3 tRNA genes are annotated in these 302 nt (G+C 48.3%); all 3 read left to right on the top strand.

Annotated elements, in window-relative coordinates:
* The 3 genes from KTQ83_RS12145 to KTQ83_RS12135 all read left to right on the top strand — a co-directional run bounded on the left by KTQ83_RS12145 (window position 1) and on the right by KTQ83_RS12135 (window position 240).
* Window positions 1-76: transfer RNA gene (locus KTQ83_RS12145), tRNA-Val, on the top strand.
* A gap of 7 nt (window positions 77-83) precedes the next feature.
* Window positions 84-159 (top strand) — tRNA-Thr (locus KTQ83_RS12140).
* A 5-nt stretch (window positions 160-164) separates the two neighbouring features.
* Window positions 165-240 (top strand) — tRNA-Lys (locus tag KTQ83_RS12135).
* Window positions 241-302: the final 62 nt, after the last annotated feature.

Here is a 302-nt window from a genome sequence, read left to right as displayed (position 1 = left end):
GGAGGTTTAGCTCAGTTGGGAGAGCATCTGCCTTACAAGCAGAGGGTCAGCGGTTCGAGCCCGTTAACCTCCACCATTTAAATGCCGACTTAGCTCAATTGGTAGAGCAACTGACTTGTAATCAGTAGGTTGTGGGTTCAATTCCTATAGTCGGCACCACTTGTGACCCGTTAGCTCAGTTGGTAGAGCATTTGACTTTTAATCAAAGGGTCGGGCGTTCGAATCGCCCACGGGTCACCACTTATATTTGCAGGTGTAGTTCAATGGTAGAACTTCAGCCTTCCAAGCTGACTACGTGAGTT

The sequence above is a fragment of the Holdemanella porci genome (assembly GCF_019052655.1).
Taxonomy (GTDB): domain Bacteria; phylum Bacillota_I; class Bacilli_A; order Erysipelotrichales; family Erysipelotrichaceae; genus Holdemanella; species Holdemanella hominis.
This window is presented reverse-complemented; position numbering and strand designations above follow the sequence as displayed.